Origin of the sequence: Actinoplanes sp. NPDC049316, assembly GCF_040677315.1 — a bacterium.
Classification (GTDB): Bacteria; Actinomycetota; Actinomycetes; order Mycobacteriales; family Micromonosporaceae; genus Actinoplanes.
The window spans coordinates 552,926-572,482 of record NZ_JBFAQM010000001.1; the positions used below are offsets into that span (position 1 = coordinate 552,926).

The window sequence follows — 19,557 nt, forward strand, 5'->3', positions numbered from 1 at the left end:
CGCCCGTCCGGTAATTGTTGCGGCAATATTTGCGCGGGTTGATGATGACGTTCTATCGATCACGGTGATCGGCTCAGGGAGGCGCCGTCATGCTGTCCGCGCTCGACCGCAAGCACTCCGTGGCGCCGCCCGGCTTCAGCCGCTGGCTGATCCCCCCGGCCGCGCTCTCGGTGCACCTGTGTATCGGCCAGGTGTACGCCACCAGCGTCTACAAGAACTCCTTCGTCCAGCACTTCGACGCCGGCCAGACCGCCGTCGGGGTCGTCTTCAGCATCGCCATCGTCATGCTCGGCCTGTCGGCGGCGGTCGGCGGCACCTGGGTCGAAGCGAACGGGCCGCGCAAGGCCATGTTCGTGTCGGCCTGCTTCTGGACCGCCGGCTTCCTGGTCGCGGCGCTCGGGATCAGCACCAAGCAGCTGTGGCTGGTCTACCTCGGGTACGGCGTCCTCGGCGGCATCGGCCTGGGCATCGGCTACATCTCCCCGGTCTCCACGCTGATCAAGTGGTTCCCGGACCGCCCGGGCCTCGCGACCGGCCTGGCCATCATGGGCTTCGGCGGTGGCGCGCTGATCGCCAGCCCGCTGTCGCGGCAGCTGCTGTCGTACTACGACGCCGGCTACGACCCGAACGTGTCGTCGTCGGTGGCCTCCGGCGGCGCGCTCGTGGCGCTGTTCCTGACCCTGGGCATCGGCTACTTCGTCGTCATGATGTTCGGCGTGCTCAACATGCGGGTGCCCGCCGACGACTGGGTGCCGGCCGGCTTCGACCAGGCCTCGGTGAAGGAGAAGGCGCTGGTCACCACCGCCAGCGTGGCCGCCGCCAACGCGATCAAGACGCGCAGCTTCTGGCTGTTGTGGATCGTGCTGTTCTGCAACGTGACCGCGGGCATCGGCATCCTCGAGCAGGCCAGCCCGATGATCCAGGACTTCTTCCGCGGCTCGGACGGCAAGTCGGCGGTCGCGGTGGCCGCCGCGTCGGGCTTCGTCGGGCTGCTCTCGCTGTTCAACATGGCCGGCCGCTTCGTCTGGTCGACGACCTCCGACTTCATCGGCCGCAAGCGCATCTACCTGGTCTACCTCGGCGTCGGCATGATCCTGTACGCGCTGCTCGCGAGCGTCGGGCACACCGCGGTCGGGCTGTTCGTGGTGCTGGCCGGGGTGATCCTGTCGTTCTACGGCGGCGGGTTCGCGACCGTCCCGGCGTACCTGCGGGACCTGTTCGGCACCTACCAGGTCGGCGCCATCCACGGCCGCCTGCTCACCGCCTGGTCCGCCGCGGGTGTCGCCGGGCCGCTGATCGTCAACGGCTTCCTCGACGCGCAGGGCAAGCCCGGCACGCTCACCTCGTCGGCGTACCAGCCGGCGCTGTTCACGATGGTCGCGATCCTGGCCGTCGGCTTCGTCGCCAACCTGCTCGTGCAGCCGGTCCCGGCCCGCTTCCACGAGCAGCCGGAGCAGGAGAAGGAGGCTGTGGCATGAAAACCTCGCCGGTCCGCATCGCGCTCTCCTGGGCGCTGGTCACCGTGCTGCTCGGGTACGGCGTCATCCAGACGGCGATCACCGCCGCCAAGCTCTTCCAATGAGAAGAGGCGGCCCGGCGTGATGCCGGGCCGCCTCTCTTACTCGATCGTTCAGGAGAGCGGCGGGTACGCGTTCGCCATCAGCTGGCGGAACTGCGCGGAGAACCACGCTCCGGAGATCGGCGCGTTCGGCAGGGCGCCCGTCGGGCTGTTGCCGTTGCGCTCGTTGCCGGTGTAGGTCGGGTCGCACATCCGGTCGAAGCCCTTGCCCTCGTTGTTCGGGATCAGGCTGCTCGAGCCGTCCGACTCGCCCGGGGGCTTGACCCAGACGTACGCGTCGATGCCGGTGGCCGGGTTGGCCCGCGGCCGCTCGCCGAGGCCCGCGCCGTCCTGGTTGCACCAGTTGCCGGCGTGGATCCGGCGGTCGATGCGGGACTGGTTGACGAACGTGTTCACGTCGGTGGACGTGCTCGCCGCGGTTGGCCGGTTCGCGCCGCCCCAGCCGTTGCGGGAGGTGTCGATCAGCATGCCGATGCCGGAGTCGAAGCCGACCTGGACCAGCTTCTGCCGGAACGCCTGGGCGAACGACAGCTCGTCGACGTAGTAGTTCCAGTCCACCCACTTGGACTGCCGCACCGAGGTGCCGTTCACGTTCGTGTTGATCGTGAAGTACGGCTCGGTGAGCGCCGAGTAGTTGGCCGTGTTGGTGATGAAGCCGTGCACGTTCTTCACGTTGCCGGACGCCTTGGCCGCCTCGAGCATGATGTCCGCGGTCGGGCCGAAGTTGGTGTCCCAGCCGATCCAGCCGTGGTGCGCGGCGTCGACGTAGTTGTAGGAGTTCGAGAGCGCGCCGAGCTTGTTCAGCGCGTAGCCGACGCCCTGGACGTAGCCGCCGTTGCTCTTCATCGTCGCGCAGGTCGCCACGTTGGTGTTGGTCACCAGGTTCGGCAGCGAGTCGATCTCGATCACGTTGATGATGCGCAGGTTGCGGTATTTCGCGTCGCCCTCGATCGCGGCGATCGGGTCGATGTACTCCGCCTTGTACCGCGGCAGGTCGTTGACGCCCAGCTCACCGTTGGAGGCCAGCGCCGAGCAGTCGCGGCCGGGCAGGTTGTAGATGACCAGCTGGATGTAGCCGGCGCCCTGGGCGAGAGCCGCGTCCAGGTGGTCGCGCAGGCCCATCGAGCCGTTGGAGCTCGAGTCGCTGGTGCCGTTGATGGCGGCGATCCGGTCGAGCCACACGGCGGTCGGGTTGTTGGAGACCCGGTTGCCGCCGGGCTCGGCGTCGGCCTTGGCCTTCCACTCCGGGTTGACGTAGCCCTTGGCCCCCGCGTACGGGTTGTCGACCTTGGTGCCCGCCGGCGGCGGGGTGGTCGGGCCGCTGGGCGGCGGCGTGCTCGGGTTGGACGGCGGCGGCGTGCCCGGGTTCGACGGCGTGCCGGGCGTCGTCGGCACCGAGCCGGTGCACTGGGTGCCGTTGAGCGTGAAGACCGACGGCGCGGTGTTCGTGCCCGAGTAGTCGGCGTTGAAGCCGAACGACGCCGACGCGTTCGTGGCGAGGTTGTTCGCGTACGACGGGCTGGCGACGCTCACGTGCTGGCCGGACTGGGTGAAGGTGCCGTTCCAGCCCTGGGTGACCCGCTGGTTGCCGGAGAAGTCCCAGGCGAGGTTCCAGCCGCCGGAGATCGGGTCACCGAGGTTGGTCACCGACACGTTCGCGGTGAACCCGGTGCTCCACTGGTTGACCGAGTAAGTGACCCGGCATCCGGCCGCGGCGCTGGCTTGACTGGCGACGGCTATCCCGGCGCCGGTGAGGAGGGTGACGGCGGCGGCGGCTGTCAGGCCGCGCGCCACACTGTGGGGACGTGGTCTCATGCGCGAGCGCTCCTGGGAGACGTGGCTGTGCCCGGGGCAGGCACGGCCTCAGGGATCGCCGGATCGAAGTGTGTCACTGATCCGGCGACGGCTTCAGAGTATGGGAGCGCTCCCATGACATCAATACGTAATGGGCCCGAAACTTTTCGGCGTTGCGACCCGCCACCGTGCCCACGGCCCCGCGCCGGCGGGCGGTACGCTGCCGCCACACCGGGGGATGGGGGGCCAGATGGCGGAGATCGGGCTGCGGCGAGTCCGAGACGACGACCTCGATGCCATCTTCGACCAGATGCGCGATCCCGTGGCGGTGCGGATGGCTGCGTTCACCGCCGAAGACCCCGGCGACCGGGCCGAGTTCGACGCGCACATGCGGCGGCTGCGCACCGCCGCCGACATCGATCTGTGGGCCGTCACGGTCGGCGACGAGCTCGCCGGGACCATCGCGAGCTTCGCGGTCGGCACGGACACCGAGATCACGTACTGGTTCGACCGCTCCTGGTGGGGGCGGGGCGTGGCCACCGCCGCGCTGAAGCTGTACCTCGGCAGGCTCGCCGTACGCCCGATCACCGCCCGGGCGGCCAGCGACAACGCCGGCTCGCTCGCCGTGCTGCGCAAGGCCGGTTTCCGCAAGGTCGGCACCGAGGTGGCGTATGCGACCGGCCGTGGCCACGAGATCGAGGAGACCGTGCTGCGCCTCGACGCGGACGGCTGAGCCCGGACGAAGACGCCGGCGCCCCGCCGCATCGGCGGGGCGCCGGCATCGGCCCCTCGGAAAGGTCTCGGGTAGCGCTCGACCCACCCTAGGGCTACCGTCCGCGACGGTCTCTTAACTCCGTCTGAAGTCTTCCGCAGGTTTACCGCAAATCCGCGTCACCGGCCGGGGTGGAAACCGGTGGGCATTGCGCCGTGGCCGGGGGTCCCGCGGGTGCGCATCCGCAGGCGGAGCAGCAGCGCCACGCCCAGGAAGACGAGCACCGCGCCGACGATCAGGCCGGGGCCGAGCAGGCTCGGTCCGTCCCCGGTGGCGGAGGCCGGCACGGCGCCGATGTCGTCGGACTCGGCCGGCTCCGGAGTGGCGGTCGCTTCGCCGCCGCCGTCGATCGAGGCGTCGCCGGAGTCCCGCGTCTCGCCGGGCGTCGGCGTCGGCTCGGCCTCGCCGGCGGGGGACTCGGTGGCCGCGGGCTGCTGACCGACGACCGGGCTCTGCCCCGAGCTCTGCTGCAGCAGGGTGCCGGCCGCGTCGAACGCCTGCGGCTGGAACTGGACCCGGCCGGTGCCGGCCTCGTCGTCGAAGGCGATCCGGTAGCGGGCGGTGACCGTACGACCCCGGCACAGCTGGCCGGGGTCGAGGTTCACGTCGGTGATCCGGGCGGTGTCGCCGTTGCTCTGCACGCGTACGGGAAAGGCGCCGCTCTCCTCGACCCGGTCGACCTCGACCTGGTCCAGGGTGGAACCCTCGACCCGCAGCACCAGCGACCACCGCACCTTCTGGCAGCGCACCCGGTCGGTGGACGCGACGACCGTCAGCGTCCGGCTCTCGGCGCCGGCCCCGAAGGTCGCCGGCAGCTCGGTGATGCGTACCGCGAAGCCGGGCTCCACGGCGGAAGCCGGGCCCGGCAGGGCGAGCGCCGCCGCTGCCGCCGCCAGAGCGGTCGCAGCCACCGCAGCACGATGCCGCACAGCAATCATCTCCTCACACAAAGTCACCGGAGTGCCCGCACGTGAGGTAGTTCGGCGCTGGGTCGCGAAAGGTTCACCGCCGGCACAGGATCACCGGGACGCGCCACATTATTTTTCCCTTAGCGCCCGGTTTCGAGACGGTGTCTTCCCTGGTCAGGGCACGTTCGGCGGGGTTGCCTAGCAAGGCCGCGCAAACTTCGCCGCAAAAGAGTGCCCGAACGTTCATCCGATCCGGCCCCCGGCACGTAGATGGGGGAGGGCAGGGACCGGGGACGACAGAACGTGAGGAAGGGAAGGCAGCACCGGACCGCCCGACAGTAACGAGCGCGGGGCATCCCCCACGGATGCCGGCGTCGGCGAATGCCCACGACGGACGCCATACCGCTGCGGAGAACGAGGAGCCATGGCCCGGACGAAGACGAAAGAACGATCCGCCAGTCGTGTGGACGTCGAGATGGGTGCCACCGGTGGCCGGACACCACCGTCGAAGCTCACCATCGCCCTGTTCGCGGTGTCGATCCTGGCCGCCGTCTGGTCGGTGATGATGCTGATCCCGCAGGGCCGGGTCGCGTACGTCTACATCTTCTACTACCTCGAGTTCTACATGGGTGTGCTCGCGCTCGTGTCGCTCTCGATCACGATCATGATCGGGCTGGTCTCCACCGACCGCCTCGTCCTGTCGATCCGCCAGCGCCTGCTGCTGCAGTCGGCGCACCGCACGACCGGCGTGATGGCGGTCTCGGCCCTGGGCATCCACCTCTGGACGAAGTTCGCCGAGAACCACATCGGGCTGCTCGACATCTTCATCCCGTTCATGTACCCGGGCCTTGCCAGAGTGTTCGTCGGTTTCGGCACGATCTCCGCGTACGTCATGGTGCTGACGATGTGGACCGGCATCATCCGGGCGCGGTTCATCGGCCGCGGCAAGCCGTGGATGTGGCGGGCCGTGCACAGCATCTCCTACCTGACCTGGCCGATCGCCCTGATGCACGGCCTGAACGCCGGACGCCCCGCCGCCGTCTGGGTCATCGTCAGCTACATCGTGTGCGTGCTGGGCGTGCTCATCGGGCTCGCGGTGCGTCTCGCGGTCAGCCTGAACCGCAAGAAGGACTTCGCCTCGCAGGCCGGCACCGCCGGCGGCACCGGCGGGATGAAGCCGGTCGGCAAGCTCGCGCCCACCACCGGCGTGATCGCCAAGGGCCGCGGCCGGGGCCGGAGCAGCCGGGACGAGGACCCGATCGTGTCCGACCGCGGCAACGCCGTCGAGGCGTGGAAGCCCGCCGGGCCGGCCCGTCCCGCCGCGCCGGCGATGACCGAGCCGGTCGTCAAGCCGGTCAGCCCGGCCGCGCCCGCGCCGGTCAGCGCCGCGCCCATGGCCGAGCGCGCTCCCCGCCGGCGTCCCGACGAGGACGAGCGGGCCCGCCGGCGCCGCGACTTCGACGACGCTCCCACCCAGCGCTGGAGCTTCGAGGACGAGGACGACGACATGCCGCCGCCGCGCTCGCGCCGCTACGCCGAGGACGGCGCCCCGGCGCCCCGGCAGCGCCGCGGCGAGCGGTTCGACGAGCCCACCGGCGCCATGTCGCGCCGGGCGCTCGAGGAAGGGGTGCGCCGCTACGCCGACGAGGACGAGGACGTCGTGCCCGCGCCGCGGGGCCGCCGCCGGACGGACGACGCGTACGAGGACGTGCCCCGCCCCCGCTCCCGCCGCTACGCCGACACCGACCTGGACGACGAGCCGGCCCCCCGCTCCCGGGGCCGCCGCTACGCCGGCGAGGACGAGGAGGTCGTGCCGGTTCCGCGCGGCCGCCGGGCGGCCGAGGACCTGCCGCTGTCGCGGTACGCCGACGACGAGCCGCCGGCCCCGCGCCAGCGCCGCTACGCCGACGACGACGACCGGTACGACGACACCCCGCCGCGCCGCCGGGCCACCCGGTACGCCGACGACGAGCCGCCGCGCCCGTCGCGTTCCTCCCGCTACGCCGAGGAGGACGAGGATGCGCCCCGGGCCCGGCGCGACCGGGGCGCCGACGTCGACCGCGCCGACTCGGGGCGGCACAGCCGCAGTGAGTTCGTGGACCTGGCCGGCGACGATGCCGACCCGAACTACCTCGAGCCCGACGAGACGCCCACGCTCGTCGACATGGCCCAGCGCCGGGCTCGCAGGGCAGCACAGCAGGAACCCGTGCGCTCCGGATCGGGCCGGGGGGCCCGCCGGGGATCCCGGAGCCGCACGGCTGACGAGGCAGCTGACGACATGTACTGGGCGCAGCTGCGAGGGGAAGCCCAGTGAGTTCTGGCAAGGTTCCACCTGTCACGTCGATCGGGACGCCGCGGATCACCGCGGGTTTCGACGAGTACGGGCGGCTGGACCTGCTGGCGCACCAGGAGGTGCACGGCGGGTTCGCGGCCCTGTCCAGCGGTGAGCTGATCGGCCTCGCCGACCGCATCGAGCTGCGCGGGCGCGGCGGGGCCGGGTTCCCGTTCGCCCGCAAGCTGCGCGCGGTGCTCGACTCGTGCCGCCGCCAGGACCTGCCGCCGATCATCGTGGTCAACGCCACCGAGGGTGAGCCGCCGTCGTGGAAGGACAAGGCGATCCTGACCCGCGGCCCGCACCTCATCCTCGACGGCGCCGCGCTGGCCGCGGCCGCGCTCGACGCCGAGGAGATCGTCATCGGCATCGCCGACGACGGGATCGGCCAGGACTCGCTGGCCGCGGCGCTGGCCGAGCGCCGGATGCCGGTGCCGACGCGGATCGTGACCGTGCCGCACCGGTTCATCTCCGGCGAGGGCGGCGCGCTGGTCCGCGGCATCAACGGCGAGGCGCACATCCCGCCCGGGCGCAAAGTCCGCTCCAGCGACAACGGCGTGGCGGGCCTGCCCACGCTGCTGTCCAACGCGGAGACGTACTCGCAGCTGGCCATCGCCGCCCGGCTGGGGCCGTGGGAGTACAACGCGGTCGGCATCCCCGAGGAGCCCGGCACGGTCATGCTGACCGTCGGCGGCTCGTCGACCGCGCCCGCCGTCGTGGAGGCGCCGTCGGGCACCCCGCTGATGGAGGTGCTGGAGATGTGCGGCGCCGACATCGGCCCCGGCCTGCTGGTCGGCGGTTACCACGGCAAGTGGATCAGCGCCGAGGCGGCCAAGACCGTCACCATCTCGCGCAAGGGCTTCGCGAAGGTGGGCGGCACGCTGGGCGCCGGCATGCTCATCCCGATCGGCTCGCAGACCTGCCCGCTGGGCGAGGTGGCGCAGGTCGTGCAGTACCTCGCCGGCGAGTCCGCGGGCCAGTGCGGGCCGTGCCGGCTCGGCCTGCCCGACCTGGCCCGCGCGGTGACGCTGGTCGCGCTGGGCGGCAGCGCGCTGGAGAACGTGCGCCAGGCGGCCGGCGTGGTCAAGGGACGCGGCGCGTGCAGCCACCCCGACGGCACGTCCCGTTTCGCCCTGTCCGCGCTCGAGGTGTTCGCCCGCGACGTCGAGCTGCACGCCAACGGCGAGGGCTGCGGCAAGCAGGTCCGCGGGATCCTGCCGCTGCCGTACCACCAGCAGCAGGGCGCGCGGAAGCTCGCGCTGGACTGGTCGCGCTGCGACGGCCACGGCCTCTGTTCCGCGGTGGCCCCGGAGATCATCCGGCTGGACGCGAACGGCTTCCCGGCGTTCCCGCAGACGCCGCTGCCGCCGTGGCTGGAGAACGGCGCGCGCAAGGCCGTGAACGTGTGCCCGGCGCTGGCCCTGCGGCTGACGGAGGCGGGCAAGAAGTGACGAGGTCCAAGGTCCTGCTCGCGATGGCGATGGTGGCGGCCCTGGCCGGGTGCGGCCAGGCGGCGCCCGCCGCGCCGGTCGCGGCCCCGGCGGCCCCGGGCGCGTCGCCCGGCGCGGTGCCCGCCTCGCTCACCTTCACGGGCAGGACTCTGGACGGTACGGCGTTCGACGCCGCCACGCTGGCCGGCAAGCCGACGATCCTGTGGTTCTGGGCGCCGTGGTGCGCGACCTGTGCCAGCGAGGCGATGTCCATCGCGGACATCCAGGAGGAGTACGGCGACCGCCTGAACATCGTGGGCATCGCCGGCATGGGCGGCAACAAGGAGATGCACGAGTTCGTCTCGGACCTCGAGGTCGGGGCGGTGCCCCACCTCGACGACGAGCCCGGCGTGATCTGGAAGAAGTTCGGCGTCACCGAGCAGAGCACGTACGTGATCCTGGACCGGTCCGGCCGGGTGGTGGTCACGAGCTACCTCGACGACCTGCAGCTCACCTCCCGGGTCAAGGCCCTGGTGGCCTGAGCCGTGCGGGGGCCGGTGCTGCTCGCGCTGACCGCCGGCATGCTCGGCGCCGTGAACCCGTGCGGCTTCGCGTTGCTGCCGGCGTACCTGTCGGTGCTGGTGGCGGGGGATCGCGGCCGGCCGGAGGGGCCGCGGGCGAGCCTCGCGGCCGTCGGCCGCGCGCTGCGCTGCACGGCCGCGCTGACCCTCGGGTACGTCGCGGTCTTCGGGGCCTTCGGCCTGCTCCTGGCGCCGCTGGCCGGCCGGCTGGTGCCGCGGCTGCCCTGGCTGACCGTGGTCTTCGGTCTGGCCCTGGCGCTGCTCGGCGGATGGCTGCTGGCCGGCCGGTCGCTGCCCACGCCGGGCCGGGGCCTGCGCGCGCCCCGGCTCACCGGCACGGCCGCGTCGATGGTGCTGTTCGGTGCCGCGTACGCCGTGGCCTCGCTCGGTTGCGCGGTCGGGCCGTTCCTGGCGATCGTGGTCTCCAGCCTGCGCGCCGGCTCCCTCGGCGAGGGACTCGCGCTGTTCGTGAGTTACGCCACGGGGATGGGGCTGGTCATCGGTGTGACGGCGACGGCCGTGGCGCTGGCGCGGCTCTCCGCAGTGGCACGGTTGCGCAGGGCGGCCGCGGCGGTGCCTCGCGTGGGCGGCGCGATCCTCGTGCTCGCCGGAGCGTACGTGGCCTACTACGGATGGTATGAGCTGCGGATTGTCAAGAATGTGAGGACTTCCGGGCAGGATCCGGTGGTGAATCTTGCCTCGAATGTCCAGCACGAGTTGAGTGGTCTGGTCGGGCGGCTGGGCGCGGGCTGGTTCGGGCTGCTGCTGGCCGTCCTGACGCTGGCAGCGCTCCTGCTGTCCCGCCGCCGTACCTCAGTGGGGAGTTGATCGTGGACACCGCGTACCGCGTGAGTCCACTACGCCGCGACGATCCGGAATGGCTGGGTCAGTACCGGCTGACCGGCCGGCTCGGTTCCGGCGGCATGGGCGTGGTGTACCTCGCCCGCGACCGTGACGGCGGCTACGTGGCGATCAAGCTCGTGCACGCCACGCTCGTCAACGACCCCGAGTTCCGCGGGCGGTTCCGCAGCGAGGTGGAGCGCGCCCGGCAGGTGCCGTCGTTCTGCACCGCCGAGGTGCTCGACGCCGACCTCGACCACTACCCGCCGTACCTGGTCGTCGAGTACGTCGACGGGCCCAGCCTGGCCGAGGTCGTCGAGGAGCGCGGCCCGCTCAAGACCGCCGCGCTGCACTCGCTCGCCGTCGGCGTGGCCACCGCGCTCACCGGCATCCACGGCGCCGGCGTCATCCACCGCGACCTCAAGCCGGACAACGTGCTGCTCGCCCCCGGCAGCCCCAAGGTCATCGACTTCGGCATCGCGCGGGCGTTCGAGGCGACCAGCCAGCACACGCGTACCGACCAGATGGTCGGCACGGTCGCGTACATGGCGCCGGAGCGGTTCTCGTCCGAGCCGGGCACCCCGCTGACCGCCGCCGCCGACATCTTCGCGTGGGGCTGCGTGGTCGCGTACGCCGGAACCGGCCGCACCCCCTTCCACGGCGACTCGCCCCCGGCGACCGCCGCCCGCATCCTCACCCAGCCGCCGTACCTGAACGGCCTGCCCGACCCGCTGCGGGACGTCGTCGAGCTGGCCCTGGCCAAGAACCCCGACGAGCGGCCCACCGCGCGCGAGCTGCTCGACATGCTCCTCGGCGACCGGCCGTCGCCCCGCCCGGCCCCGGTCCGGCAGTACGCCCCGGCCGGCCCGCCCGTCCCCGCCGGTCCTGCCGGCCCGCCGGGCTTCACCGGTCCCACCGGCCCGCTGCGCGACGACCTCCTGGTCGCGGCGGCCGCGGACGCCCGGTACGACCGCTATGACCCGGTGCCCGGCCGCGACGCCCGCGCCCGCCGGCACAAGCTGCTCGCCGCGCTGGCCGTACTGCTCGTCGTCGCCGGCCTCACCACGGTCGGGCTGGTCATCAACGCCCAGGCCCAGCTCCGCGACTCGGTCACGACGACCACGCAGCCCGACGGGGGAGAGGCAGCCGGGGACGCGGAACCGGCGGTGGAGCCGACCGGCGCGACCGCCCAGCCCGAAGGCACCCGGCCCGCCTCGCCGAAGCCCACGCGCAGCCGCACCCAGACCCCCGTGCCGATCGAGCCGGACGGCGGCGAGCCGATCATCCAGGATCCGCTCAGCGAGCCCGGCCAGTGGCTCGACAGCGAGATCCGCGAACAGAACGCCCGCTGCTTCACCGACGGGGTCATGCGCGCCGAACGGGTCGACCGCGGCACGTTCCGCTGCGCCGGGCCCCGCGAGGAGATCGAGGACGACTTCGGCGTCGAGGTGATCACGGCGCTGCAGACGGCCGGCAGCTGCGCGGGCATCTGGTTCCACTGGGACGACCGGCGCGGCGGCCAGGTGCTGCGGATCTGCCAGGACGACGTCTCGATCGCCGCGGACACGCCGAACGACCACCGCGTCTACGGCAGGGTCGAGCTCACCGACCGGATCCCGCTGCAGAAGCCGACCAAGGTGCACCTGGTGGTCCGCGAGGGCGAGGCCCAGGTGTTCCGCGGCGGCAGGTTCGCCGGCACGATCGACCTGCCGGTCAAGGGGCCGCACGAGGGGCAGGTGCAGCTGGGCATCAGCGTCGAGGCGGTCGACACCGACCCGCCGTACGCGGTGACGTTCGCCGATGTCGACATCCGCTCGTTGTAGCGACGAGTGTCGGTTGGGCGGCAACCGGCGTACGGGGTCTTCGCAGGCACTGATGTCGCCCGATAGGGTGCCTTCCTGACGGGGGAGACGACCCGCGCCCTCACCGGCGCGGGGACGGGCGGCGCACAGGCCGCCGGGGGCGTAGGAGCAGCGGCATGGCGGACGAGCGGACCAGCCCGCTGCGCCCGCGTGACCCGCGCCGGCTCGGCCCGTACGAGCTGCTCGGCCGGCTCGGCGAAGGCGGCATGGGCACCGTCTACCTGGCCCGCAGCGCCTCGGGGGTGCTGGTGGCCGTCAAGATGGTCCGCGCCGACCTCGCCCCCGACGACGCGTTCCGGCGCCGCTTCCGCAGCGAGGTCGCCCGCGTCCGACAGGTGCCGCCGTTCTGCACCGCGGAGATCCTCGACGCCGACCCCGACCACGAGCACCCCTACCTCGTCGTCGAGTACGTCGACGGCCCCAGCCTCGCCCAGGTGGTCGACGAGCGCGGCCCGCTGACCGCCGCCAACCTGCACAGCGTCGCCATCGGCGTGGCCACCGCGCTCACCGCGATCCACGGGGCCGGGATCATCCACCGCGACCTCAAGCCGCGCAACGTGCTGCTCGCCCCCGGCAGCCCCAAGGTCATCGACTTCGGCATCGCGCGGGCCATGGAGTCCACCACCGGACACACCCAGACGGACCAGATGGTGGGCACGGTCGCGTACATGGCCCCGGAACGCTTCGGCGACGACACCACGGTGCTCACCCCGGCCGCCGACGTGTTCGCGTGGGGGGCCGTCGTCGCGTACGCGGGCAACGGCCGTACCCCCTTCCAGGCCGACTCCCCGCCGGCGACCGCGGCCCGCATCCTCACCCGCCCGCCCGACCTCGGCGGGCTCAGCGGCCCGCTGCGCGACCTCGTCGCGCACGCCCTCGAGAAGGACCCGGCCAACCGGCCCACCGCGCGCGAGCTGCTCGACCTGCTCGTCACCGGCCCGCAGGAGACGACCGGCCCGGCGGCCGCGGCGCTGGCGCACCAGCCCGGCCTGCGGGTGGCCGCGCAGGAGGCCCAGGCGGCCACCGGCTACCACACCGCCCGCCAGCTGACCGCGCTCGCGCCGGCCGGCGACCTCGTCGGCTACGACGAGGACTCGATCGTCACCCAGCCGGTGTCCGTGCCCCCGGCGGCGCCCGCCACCCCGTTCACCCATGATCCGCACCCGCGCCGCCCCTGGGTCCTGCCCGTCGCGGTCGCCCTGCTGGTGCTGGCGATCCTCGCGGTGGGCGGCATCGCGGTGACCCTCTGGCCACGCGGCGGCGACGACCCGGCGGCGCAGACCGAGCCCGAGGTGCCGCCGCTGATGGAGGACCCGCTGCGCCAGCAGCGGTTGTGGAAGGCCTACTACGACCGCGACGAACGGGCCGGCTGCTCGTTCTCCGACGGCCTGGTCGTGCGCCGCGAGACCAAGGGCGTCTACCGCTGCCGCGGCCCGGCCGACGCCGAACCGGACGACCTGCAGGCCCAGGTCGGGGTCCGGCTGCTGCGCCCGGACAGCTGCGCGTCCATCTGGCTGCGCTTCCGCAACAACCAGGGCTATCAGGTACGCGTCTGCGAACGCAACGTGTACGTCGGCACGCACAAGAACGCCGACATCGAGGTCCTGAAGACGTTCCCGCTCGACGACGAGCCGATCGGCATCGGAGCGCCCCCGACGACGATGACGGTGAGCGTGTACGGCACCACCCTCGAGGTCCTGCGCGACGGCGAGCTCGTGGGCACCGTGCCGGTGCAGGACCCGGACATCCAGGGCGGACGGCTGGCGCTGGGCATCTACACCGAGCAGTACGCGCCGGTCCAGGGGCCGTACGAGGTCGCGTTCACCGACATCAAGATCTGGGGCATCCACCGCTGAGCCCGGCCCGGCGGCCTGGTGGCCTGGTGGCCTGGCGGCCTGGTGGCCCGGTGGGCCGGCGGGCCGGGGCTCAGAAGGGCGACTCGGGCCGGTCCTGCCGTACGCCGTCCACGACGAGGTCGACGCGCTCGTTGTAGAAGCAGAGCAGGTCGCGGATCCTCGGCAGCTCGGGCACCGGGTCCGGGTAGCTCCACGCCACATCCGGCACGCGGGTGTGCGACCAGTACCGCGCCCGGCCCTTGTACGGGCACGCGGTGACGGTCTCGCTCGCGGTCAGGAGCTCCGTCCGCACGTCGGCGAACGGCAGGTAGTAGCGGGTCGGCAGCGAGGTCTCGTACAGCAGCACCGGCCGTACGCTGTCGGCAAGCTTCTCACCGTCGACGAACACCTCGACCCGCCGCGAGGCGCGCACGGTGTCGACGCGGTGATGCGGGTCGCGGGCGTGGACGTGGACCGGCTCGTCCTCCTCGTACCAGTCGAGGGTCTCCCACGAGAACGTCACGTGACCCTTGAGCTCGGCGAACCCGTCCTCGACGATCGCGGCGGCCTCGGCCCGCCGCCCACCGGCCACGACGGACCAGCCGCGCGGGGTCTCGTCGACGAGCACGCCGGGCCGTACGTCCTCGAGCGGGATGAAGTAGGTGGGGAAGCCCTCGGGGCCGTAGCGGATCAGCAGTCGGGCCCGTTCGCTGTCGGCGACGACCGTGCCGCCGAGGCGGACGCGGACGCGGCGGGGGGAGCGCTCGACGTACGGCTGCGGCGGTGTCCAGGCCATGACGTCCGGTCTACACCGGTGCGAGGTCGAGGGCCAGCCCTTCCCGGTGCCTTCGGCGCCGGTGGCCGCCTCCCGGCAGGCGCCGGTGGCCGCCTCCCGGCAGGCGCCGGTGGCCGCCTCCCGGCAGGCGGCGCCCTCCCGGGTCACCATGCCCGGCTTCTCCTGGCGGGCGGTGCCGTTCCGGGGCGCCGTGCCCCGGTCACCGTGCCCGGGTCTTCCGGGCAGGCGGTGCCATTCCGGGCCACTGCGCCCGGCCGGGTCCCCGGGCGGCCGCATCGCCGCGGCCGCCCGGTTTCGCCCGTGCTGAGGGCCGGCGCGTCAGTCCTTGGTCAGCCCGGCCCGGCGCAGGGCGTCGGCCATCGCGCCGCCGTTGAAGCTGGTGCCGGACGAGCCCTGCCGCTGCTGCCCGCCACCCTGCCGCTGTTGCCCGCCGCCCTGCCGGGGTTGTCCACCGCGCCGGTCCCCGCCGCCGCGACGGTCGCCGCCACCGCCCTGACGGGGCTGGCCGCCCCGCTGTCCGCCCTCCCGCGCCGTGCCGTCGCGGCCTGTGCCGTCGCGGCCGCCCCGGGCGGCGCCGGAGCTGTCGCGGCCGGCCTGGCGGGGACGGTCGCCGCCCGCGCCGCGCCGGTCGCCGCCCTGGCGGGGTTCGTCGGTGAGGCGCATCGTCAGGGAGATGCGCTTGCGGGCCTCGTCGACGTCCACCACGCGGACCTTGACCACGTCGCCGGACTTGACGACCTCGCGCGGATCCTTGACGTACGTGTTGGACAGGGCCGAGACGTGGACCAGGCCGTCCTGGTGGACGCCGACGTCGACGAAGGCGCCGAACGCCGCGACGTTGGTCACGACGCCCTCGAGGACCATGCCCGGCTGCAGGTCGGCGATCTTCTCGACGCCCTCGGCGAACGTCGCCGTGGTGAAGGCCGGGCGGGGGTCGCGGCCTGGCTTCTCGAGCTCCTTGAGGATGTCGGTGATCGTCGGGAGGCCCACGGTGTCCGTGACGAACTGCTCCGGGCGCAGCGCGCGCAGGATCGGGCCGTTGCCCATGGCCGTGCGCAGGTCGGTGCCGGCCGTGGCGAGGATCGTGCGGACCACCGGGTACGACTCCGGGTGCACGCTGGAGGCGTCGAGCGGGTCGTCGCCGTCCGGGATGCGCAGGAAGCCCGCGCACTGCTCGAACGCCTTCGGGCCCAGCCGCGGCACCTTCTTGATCTCCGAGCGGTTGCGGAACGGGCCGTTCGCGTCGCGGTGCAGCACGATGTTCTCCGCGAGGCCCGCGCCGATGCCGGACACCCGGGTCAGCAGGGGAGCGGACGCGGTGTTCACGTCGACGCCGACCGCGTTCACGCAGTCCTCCACCACCGCGTCGAGCGAGCGCGAGAGCTTCACCTCGGACAGGTCGTGCTGGTACTGCCCGACGCCGATCGAGCGCGGGTCGATCTTCACCAGCTCGGCGAGCGGGTCCTGCAGGCGGCGGGCGATGGAGACCGCGCCGCGCAGCGAGACGTCGAGACCGGGCAGCTCCTGCGACGCGTACGCCGAAGCCGAGTACACGGACGCACCGGCCTCCGACACCATGACCTTGGTGAGCTTGAGCTCGGGGTGCCGCTTGATGAGATCGGCCGCCAGCTTGTCGGTCTCGCGTGACGCCGTGCCGTTGCCGATCGCCACCAGGTCGACCTTGTGCTGCTTGGCCAGCTCCGCCAGCGTGTGGATCGACGCGTCCCACTTGTTCTGCGGGACGTGCGGGTAGATCGTCGACGTGGCGACGCACTTGCCCGTGGCGTCGACGACGGCCACCTTCACGCCCGTACGGAATCCGGGGTCCAGGCCCATGGTGGTGCGCGTGCCGGCAGGCGCGGCGAGGAGCAGGTCGCGCAGATTGGCCGCGAAGACCCGCACGGCCTCGTCCTCGGCCGCCTGCCACAGCCGGACCCGCAGGTCGGCGCCGAGGTGGATGAGGATGCGCGTGCGCCAGGCCCAGCGCACCGTGTCGGCGAGCCAGCGGTCGCCCGGGCGGCCCTGGTCGGTGATGCCGAAGCGGCCGGCGATCGCGGCCTCGAACGACGGCAGGTCCTGCTCGTCGGCGGTCGGCTCCATCGTGAGGTCGAGGACCTCCTCCTTCTCCCCGCGGAACATGGCGAGGATCCGGTGCGAGGGCAGTTTCGTGTACGGCTCGGCGAAGTCGAAGTAGTCGGCGAACTTGGCGCCCTCAGTCTCCTTGCCCTCGCGCACCTTGGCGACCAGCCGGCCGCGCGTCCACATGCGCTCGCGCAGCTCGCCGATCAGGTCGGCGTCCTCGGCGAAGCGTTCGATGAGGATGGCGCGTGCGCCGTCGAGCGCGGCCTGCGCGTCCGCGACGCCCTTGTCGGTGTCGGCGAAGGCCTCCGCCTCGGCGCGGGGATCCTTGGCCGGGTCGCCGAGCAGCAGATCCGCGAGCGGCTCGAGGCCGGCCTCGCGGGCGATCTGCGCCCGGGTCCGCCGCTTCGGCTTGTACGGCAGGTAGATGTCCTCCAGCCGGGCCTTGGACTCGGCGGCCAGGATCTGGGCCTCGAGAGCGTCGTCGAGCTTGCCCTGCGACCGGATCGACTCCAGCACGGCGGCGCGCCGCTCCTCGAGCTCCCGCAGATAGCCGAGCCGCTCCTCCAGGACGCGCAGTTGCTGGTCGTCGAGGGTGCCGGTCACCTCCTTGCGATATCGGGCGATGAAGGGCACGGTGGCGCCGCCGTCGAGCAGCTCGACGGCCGCGGCCACCTGGCCCTCACGGACCCCGAGCTCCTGGGCGATGCGCTGATGGATGGCTGTCGTCACGCGGACGATTGTGACCGAGGGGTCCGACACTTGTCGCGGCACCCCGCGTACGGCGAGCCGATGATCACCCTCTCCGGGCACGTCATCGGGTCGCGCTCTGACGGCGACCATGAGCCTTCAGTCCGTTCGTGGGTGGCGGTGGGGCGGTCGGACGGGGGTGCACGGCCCACAGTGCGGCCTCGGTGCGGGAGGCGGCGCCGGTCTTGCGCAGCAGGTTGGAGACGTGCACGGTGACCGTCCGCACCGAGATGCCCAGGACGGCGGCGATCTGCTTGTTCGCCATGCCTTCGGCCAGGCAGCCGAGCACCTCCCGCTCGCGGGCGGTCAGTTCCACCGGCTCGCGCAGATGCCCGGCGAGCTGCTCCGGGTCGCCGGCCTCGGCCAGCAGCTCGGTCAACCGGTACGGGTTGCCGCCCGTACGCCGCCACACCGCCTCGGCGACGTCGCGCGACGGGCAGCTCCCGCCGTACACGTGGTCGAGGATTTTGTGCACCTCGCCGGCGTTGAGCGGTCCCAGATGGCGCCGCACGGCGCCGGGGGAGCCCGCCAGCCGTTCCAGCGTGCGTACCGTCAGAAGCGGGTTGACGGCCGAATCCGGCGGCCGTGAGGTGACCAGCAGCAGGGCGGGAAGGTCCGCGCCGGCCAGCTCCGCGATCAGGCTCAGGCTCGCCGGGTCGAGCGCGTGAAGATCCTCGACCACGAGGACGGCGGGACGCCCGCCGATCAGCCCCCGCACGGTGGTGACGGCGAGGCGCAGCAGCGCGTCGGGTGTGTACCGCTCCCGGGGGACATCGGGGTCCTGCGCCAGCCACGCCAGCGCGTCCGGTGGTACGGGCAGGTCCGGGCGCGGGCCGGTGGTGGCGAGCACCGCGGCCAGCCAGTCGTACGGTGCGGGCGAATGCAGCCGCGCCGACCCGGCGAGCGTGACCTCGGGGGCCGCGACCTGCAGCGCGGCGGCCGCCAGCGTGCTCTTGCCGGTGCCGGGCAGCCCCGTGACGACGGCGGGAACGCATCGACCGCCGCCGCGCACCCGCTCCCAGGCGTGCCGCAGCTCGTCCAGCGCGACCGCCCGCCCCACCATCGGTACCGGCATCACCGCCCAACACTACGTAGTACGTACTACAGACATGCCCACCGGCCTTTGGCAGTCTTGTCGCATGAGCTTCGTGCAACGCGGCAGTCTGGGTGTCATGAGCTTTGCGCAACGCGGCAGTCTATGTGCCATGAGCTTTGTGCCACGCGGCAGTCTGGGTGTCATGAGCCTCGCGCAACACGGCAGTCTTGTGTCATGAGCTTCGTGCTACGCGCGGTCGCCGCCTCCGATCAAGGACTGGTCCGGTCGAACAACGAGGACGCGGTCTTCGTCGGCGAGCGGCTCCTCGTGGTGGCCGACGGCATGGGCGGCCTGCCCGCCGGCGAACTGGCCAGCGACATCCTGGTGAAGGCGGTCGCCGTCGTCGACGACATGCCCGACTCCGGGGAGCCGCTGCAGGACCTGGTCGCGGCCCTGGGCACGGCCAACCAGCGCATCGAGGAGGCCGTCGCCGACGACGACGCCCGCGACGGCATGGGCACGACGGTCACGGCGCTGCTCCTGACCGGCGACCGGGTGGCGGCGCTCAACGTCGGCGACTCCCGCTGCTACCTGCTGCGCGACGGCACGATGACCCAGCTCACCCGCGACGACACGTACGTGCAGGCGCTGGTCGACCAGGGCGTGCTCACCCCGGACGACGCCCGCCGGCACCCGCAGCGCGCGCTGGTCACCCAGGCGGTGCAGGGCGGCCCGTTCCGCCCGGCGGGCCGGATGGTCCCGGTACGGGCGCGGGACCGGTTCCTGCTGTGCAGCGACGGCCTCAGCGACTACGTGGACGACGAGGTGATCGCGACGACGCTGCGCTCGTACCCGGACCGCCAGGTGTGCGCGGCGGAACTGATCGCCCGGACGCTGGAGGCGGGAGCGCCGGACAACGTCACCGTGATCGTCGCGGACGTGGTCCCGGACGAGGAGGCCTGA

The 19,557-nt window shown here is 72.7% G+C and carries 14 protein-coding genes; 9 read left to right on the forward strand and 5 right to left on the reverse strand.

Annotation, left to right across the window (positions count from 1 at the left end):
* The first annotated feature begins 89 nt into the window (after window positions 1–89).
* Window positions 90–1,478, forward strand: coding sequence for an OFA family MFS transporter (locus tag AB0K03_RS02375; protein ID WP_364679289.1), 1,389 nt, complete (start codon window positions 90–92; stop codon window positions 1,476–1,478).
* Window positions 1,479–1,630: 152 nt separating this feature from the next.
* On the opposite strand, the gene AB0K03_RS02380 is transcribed toward AB0K03_RS02375, so the two are convergent.
* Window positions 1,631–3,394 carry a glycoside hydrolase family 6 protein gene (locus AB0K03_RS02380; protein WP_364679291.1) on the reverse strand — a complete coding sequence of 588 codons (1,764 nt, stop codon included), beginning with the start codon at window positions 3,392–3,394 and terminating at the stop codon, window positions 1,631–1,633.
* Between the two features lie 229 nt (window positions 3,395–3,623).
* On the opposite strand from AB0K03_RS02380, the gene AB0K03_RS02385 reads away from it, so the two are divergent.
* The gene (locus AB0K03_RS02385) at window positions 3,624–4,106 is read left to right on the forward strand and encodes a GNAT family protein (RefSeq protein WP_364679293.1); all 483 of its coding nucleotides are present in this window, start codon (window positions 3,624–3,626) and stop codon (window positions 4,104–4,106) included.
* A gap of 158 nt (window positions 4,107–4,264) precedes the next feature.
* Here AB0K03_RS02385 and AB0K03_RS02390 read toward each other — a convergent pair whose 3' ends face one another.
* Window positions 4,265–5,056 carry a hypothetical protein gene (locus tag AB0K03_RS02390; protein ID WP_364679296.1) on the reverse strand — a complete coding sequence of 264 codons (792 nt, stop codon included), beginning with the start codon at window positions 5,054–5,056 and terminating at the stop codon, window positions 4,265–4,267.
* 421 nt (window positions 5,057–5,477) lie between these two features.
* Here AB0K03_RS02390 and AB0K03_RS02395 point away from each other — a divergent pair, with 421 nt between their 5' ends.
* The 6 genes from AB0K03_RS02395 to AB0K03_RS02420 all read left to right on the forward strand — a co-directional run bounded on the left by AB0K03_RS02395 (window position 5,478) and on the right by AB0K03_RS02420 (window position 13,954).
* A complete protein-coding gene (locus AB0K03_RS02395; RefSeq protein ID WP_364679299.1) occupies window positions 5,478–7,367 on the forward strand; it encodes a translation initiation factor III in 1,890 nt (629 codons plus the stop codon).
* Window positions 7,364–8,836, forward strand: coding sequence for an NADH-ubiquinone oxidoreductase-F iron-sulfur binding region domain-containing protein (locus AB0K03_RS02400; RefSeq protein ID WP_364679302.1), 1,473 nt, complete (start codon window positions 7,364–7,366; stop codon window positions 8,834–8,836). The genes AB0K03_RS02395 and AB0K03_RS02400 overlap by 4 nt, the downstream gene beginning before the upstream one ends.
* Window positions 8,833–9,357, forward strand: a complete 525-nt coding sequence (locus tag AB0K03_RS02405; RefSeq protein WP_364679304.1) for a redoxin domain-containing protein — start codon at window positions 8,833–8,835, stop codon at window positions 9,355–9,357. Before AB0K03_RS02400 ends, AB0K03_RS02405 begins: the two co-directional genes overlap by 4 nt.
* 3 nt (window positions 9,358–9,360) lie before the next feature.
* Complete coding sequence (locus AB0K03_RS02410) at window positions 9,361–10,224, forward strand: cytochrome c biogenesis protein CcdA (protein WP_364679306.1); 864 nt, start codon at window positions 9,361–9,363, stop codon at window positions 10,222–10,224.
* Between the two features lie 2 nt (window positions 10,225–10,226).
* Window positions 10,227–12,059, forward strand: a complete 1,833-nt coding sequence (locus AB0K03_RS02415) for a serine/threonine-protein kinase (protein ID WP_364679309.1) — start codon at window positions 10,227–10,229, stop codon at window positions 12,057–12,059.
* A gap of 155 nt (window positions 12,060–12,214) precedes the next feature.
* On the forward strand, window positions 12,215–13,954 hold the full coding sequence (locus AB0K03_RS02420; protein WP_364679312.1) for a serine/threonine-protein kinase: 1,740 nt from the start codon (window positions 12,215–12,217) through the stop codon (window positions 13,952–13,954).
* Between the two features lie 70 nt (window positions 13,955–14,024).
* Here AB0K03_RS02420 and AB0K03_RS02425 read toward each other — a convergent pair whose 3' ends face one another.
* The 3 genes from AB0K03_RS02425 to AB0K03_RS02435 form a co-directional block, all read right to left on the reverse strand.
* Window positions 14,025–14,879 (reverse strand): DUF427 domain-containing protein, encoded by an 855-nt coding sequence (locus AB0K03_RS02425; RefSeq protein WP_364679314.1) that lies wholly within the window; start codon window positions 14,877–14,879, stop codon window positions 14,025–14,027.
* Between the two features lie 168 nt (window positions 14,880–15,047).
* Window positions 15,048–17,540, reverse strand: a complete 2,493-nt coding sequence (locus AB0K03_RS02430) for a Tex family protein (protein ID WP_364679317.1) — start codon at window positions 17,538–17,540, stop codon at window positions 15,048–15,050.
* An 82-nt stretch (window positions 17,541–17,622) separates the two neighbouring features.
* Entirely contained in the window at window positions 17,623–18,633 is a 1,011-nt protein-coding gene (locus tag AB0K03_RS02435) for a LuxR C-terminal-related transcriptional regulator (RefSeq protein WP_364679405.1), read from the reverse strand.
* A gap of 195 nt (window positions 18,634–18,828) precedes the next feature.
* Here AB0K03_RS02435 and AB0K03_RS02440 point away from each other — a divergent pair, with 195 nt between their 5' ends.
* Window positions 18,829–19,557 carry a protein phosphatase 2C domain-containing protein gene (locus AB0K03_RS02440; protein WP_364679320.1) on the forward strand — a complete coding sequence of 243 codons (729 nt, stop codon included), beginning with the start codon at window positions 18,829–18,831 and terminating at the stop codon, window positions 19,555–19,557.